Origin of the sequence: Faecalibacterium sp. BCRC 81149 (assembly GCF_022750605.1) — a bacterium.
Classification (GTDB): Bacteria; Bacillota; Clostridia; order Oscillospirales; family Ruminococcaceae; genus Faecalibacterium; species Faecalibacterium duncaniae.
This window is the reverse complement of record NZ_QXJA01000035.1, coordinates 1-2661: the sequence shown is the minus strand read 5'-3', so window position 1 is coordinate 2661 and position 2661 is coordinate 1. Positions and strand designations below refer to the sequence as shown.

The window sequence follows — 2661 nt, the reverse complement described above, 5'->3', positions numbered from 1 at the left end:
CCAAGCTGGCAGAGCAGGCTGATGTGGACCGTCTGGAGGGACACAGCCTTGCCGCATTTTTCTATCAAGTGATTGGAAAAATGGATGAAAAGCTGGACAAAGAACGGCAGGAAGCCTATGCAGCCCGTGTCAAGTACGATGCGGCTCTCCATGATCTTTCTTCCGTTGATGCCGACTTGGAGCAGATTCAAAATAGACTGGAACGGCTGTCCGATTGCGAAAGGCAGTATCAAGCTGCTCTTTCCGAAAAAATCAAAAGCATCAAAGTTTCTGCCCACCCTGCAGCACAGCAGGTTGCGGAAAGTGAAAGTCGCATTGCCGCGCTGAAAGTCCAAAAGCGGGAGCTGCTAGAGGCCATCAACGCCGGAAAGACTGCCCTGCATACGGTCAACGAAGTTCTGGAAACCCTCGACAATGCCGAGGGCTGGAGTACATGGGACGTAATGGGCGGCGGTTTGATGGCCGATCTTGCTAAGTATGAGGAACTGGACGATGCACAGGAACAAATCGAACAGCTCCAAGTGGAACTGCGGCGGTTCAAAACTGAACTTGCCGATGTTGAAATCACCGCAGATCTTCAGGTTACGGTGGACAGCTTTCTGAAATTTGCGGATTTCTTCTTTGACGGTCTCTTTGCAGACTGGGCAGTTCTGGATCACATCAATCAGGCACAGAGCAGGGTGGAAAACACCAAGGGTCAAATCAAGCGAGTCCTCGCACTTCTGAAAAAGATGCGCGAAGATATTGACGTCCAAATCGCTGACGAAAAAGAAAAGCAGGAGCAGCTTGCGGTGGAAACTGAGCTGTAAGTTTGAAGAGTCCGCTTATGTGATATGATTCGATAAAACCGAATTTGCAGGAGGTGTTTCGATGAAAACAAGAAGGTTTGCTTTATGTCTGGCAACGGTTTTTCTGGTGGCGATTTATATCAATATCCAGAGAAGCCATACTTTCACCCTTTCAAACGATGAAGGCACCATAAAGACAGAACAAATACAGCCACTTTGGGGAACTGTAAAAGTGAGCGGTGATTGTGATACTGAGGTGGTCTTTACCGATGTAGAGACTGGAGAAAAATACAGAATCGGATATATTACACAGGGCGTAACGGAAAGAATCAAACTCGAAAGAGGCAAATGGTATAAGGTGGCGGGCGGAGGCAACCTTACACTGAATCCGGTAAACATTCGAGTCGAATAAATGTAAGTTCCTTGCGGGCAGCTATGAAAGCTGAAGCTGAGAAGAGAGTTTTGAATATTCACATATGAAGGAGTACAGTTCTATGAATTACGGATGGGCAACTGTTTTCACTTTAGCGGCATGGTTTGCAGGGCTTGTGATTGATGTAAATGTGCGGGTCGGCGACCTCGGTTTACGAACCGTGCTTCCCGTCATCGTGATGGGGTGCTGCGTTATGAAGTACATAAAGGGCAATAACAAATAATCTTATCTCGATACACTTTCCAGCGGGCAACCCCAAAACGGTTGCCCGCTATTTTTATACCCTAAAATCTGAAAAAGGAGGCCAAAATGCCAAGCAAAACCGAAGAATACCTCGCACTTGCCCAGCGCACGGCCAACGGCTTGACCCGGTACTGGGAAAGCTGGACGGACTACCTGACCACCGCATCCCGGCTGTACAAGTACCCTTTTGCGGACCAGCTCATGATCTACGCCCAGCGCCCGGATGCCACCGCCTGCGCCGACTTTGACATCTGGAACAACCGGATGAACCGTTATGTCCGGCGCGGTTCTAAGGGCATCGCCCTGCTGGATGAATCCAGCGGATTCCCGCGCCTGCACTACGTTTTCGATGTGTCGGACACCGGGGTGCGCCGTAATTCCCGTGACCCCGACCTGTGGCAGTACAACGATGACCTGAAACAGCCGGTTTCAGAAATGCTCGCCGCCACCTACGGCATCAGCGGAGAGCGTGTCAGCCAGCAGCTTGCGGATGTTGCCGGGAAACTGGTGGCGGATTACTGGGACAACAACAGCGAGGACATCAGCGCCATCGTTGACGGTTCGCTGCTGATGGATTATGATGAAGCCGGGGTGGAGATGCAGTTCAAGTCTGCCGCCGCCATTAGCGTCACCTACACGCTGCTGGAACGCTGTGGATTTGAGCCGGATGGCTATTTTGACAAAGACAGTTTTCAGGCCATCTACGATTTTTCTACCCCGGACACTGTCTACACACTCGGTGCCGCAGTCAGCGACATCAGCCGCGAAGTCCTGCGCACCGTCGAGCGGGCAGTCAAAACGACCATCCGCCGCCGAAACAATGAAAGGAGCCAGCATGAATATGAGCAGCAATCTGAACTACACGCAGACCGGGGATTATCTTCTCCCGAACCTGACTCTGCATCAGCCGAAGAACCCGCTGGGCAAGTACGGCAGGATGCGCCTGAACTTTCTGAAACAGCAGCACCCGGTTCTGTACCACACGATGCTCCTGAACGGGAGCCTGTACCCGACCCTGACCGAACTGGAGCAGACCGCAGCAGCGATGAAGAAGCAACTGATGGCCGATCTGCTGGCGAAGAACCCGGCCCCGGACAAGGAGAAGAATCAGATGGCGTGGGTACAGCACATGAACAGCCTACAGGAGCAGGTCGAGGAAGTGATTCGGACGGAACTGATCTACAGCTAAGTTTTCTG

General features: G+C 51.7%; 5 protein-coding genes. 4 read left to right on the top strand and 1 reads right to left on the bottom strand.

From position 1 onward, the window contains the following. The 3 genes from D3F01_RS15765 to D3F01_RS15755 form a co-directional block, all read left to right on the top strand. On the top strand, nucleotides 1-809 hold an 809-nt coding region (locus D3F01_RS15765), incomplete at its 5' end, for a hypothetical protein (RefSeq protein WP_242889604.1). Nucleotides 810-870: 61 nt separating this feature from the next. Further along, nucleotides 871-1200, top strand: a complete 330-nt coding sequence (locus D3F01_RS15760) for a hypothetical protein (protein WP_097778305.1) — start codon at nucleotides 871-873, stop codon at nucleotides 1198-1200. Nucleotides 1201-1282: 82 nt separating this feature from the next. Continuing rightward, nucleotides 1283-1444: a hypothetical protein gene (locus D3F01_RS15755; RefSeq protein WP_215675019.1), complete on the top strand. Its 162-nt coding sequence runs from the start codon at nucleotides 1283-1285 to the stop codon at nucleotides 1442-1444. 449 nt (nucleotides 1445-1893) lie between these two features. On the opposite strand, the gene D3F01_RS15750 is transcribed toward D3F01_RS15755, so the two are convergent. After that, entirely contained in the window at nucleotides 1894-2301 is a 408-nt protein-coding gene (locus D3F01_RS15750; RefSeq protein WP_154251302.1) for a hypothetical protein, read from the bottom strand. Between D3F01_RS15750 and D3F01_RS15745 the strand changes: the two genes are divergently transcribed. After that, nucleotides 2300-2653 (top strand): TnpV protein, encoded by a 354-nt coding sequence (locus D3F01_RS15745; RefSeq protein WP_097784872.1) that lies wholly within the window; start codon nucleotides 2300-2302, stop codon nucleotides 2651-2653. The genes D3F01_RS15750 and D3F01_RS15745 overlap by 2 nt on opposite strands. Nucleotides 2654-2661 lie beyond the last annotated feature (8 nt).

Coding starts and splice junctions, on each gene's coding strand:
- D3F01_RS15760 (WP_097778305.1), top strand. CDS start 871: ATGAAAACAAGAAGGTTTGCTTTATGTCTGGCAACGGTTTTTCTGGTG.
- D3F01_RS15755 (WP_215675019.1), top strand. CDS start 1,283: ATGAATTACGGATGGGCAACTGTTTTCACTTTAGCGGCATGGTTTGCA.
- D3F01_RS15745 (WP_097784872.1), top strand. CDS start 2,300: ATGAATATGAGCAGCAATCTGAACTACACGCAGACCGGGGATTATCTT.
- D3F01_RS15750 (WP_154251302.1), bottom strand. CDS start 2,301: ATGCTGGCTCCTTTCATTGTTTCGGCGGCGGATGGTCGTTTTGACTGC.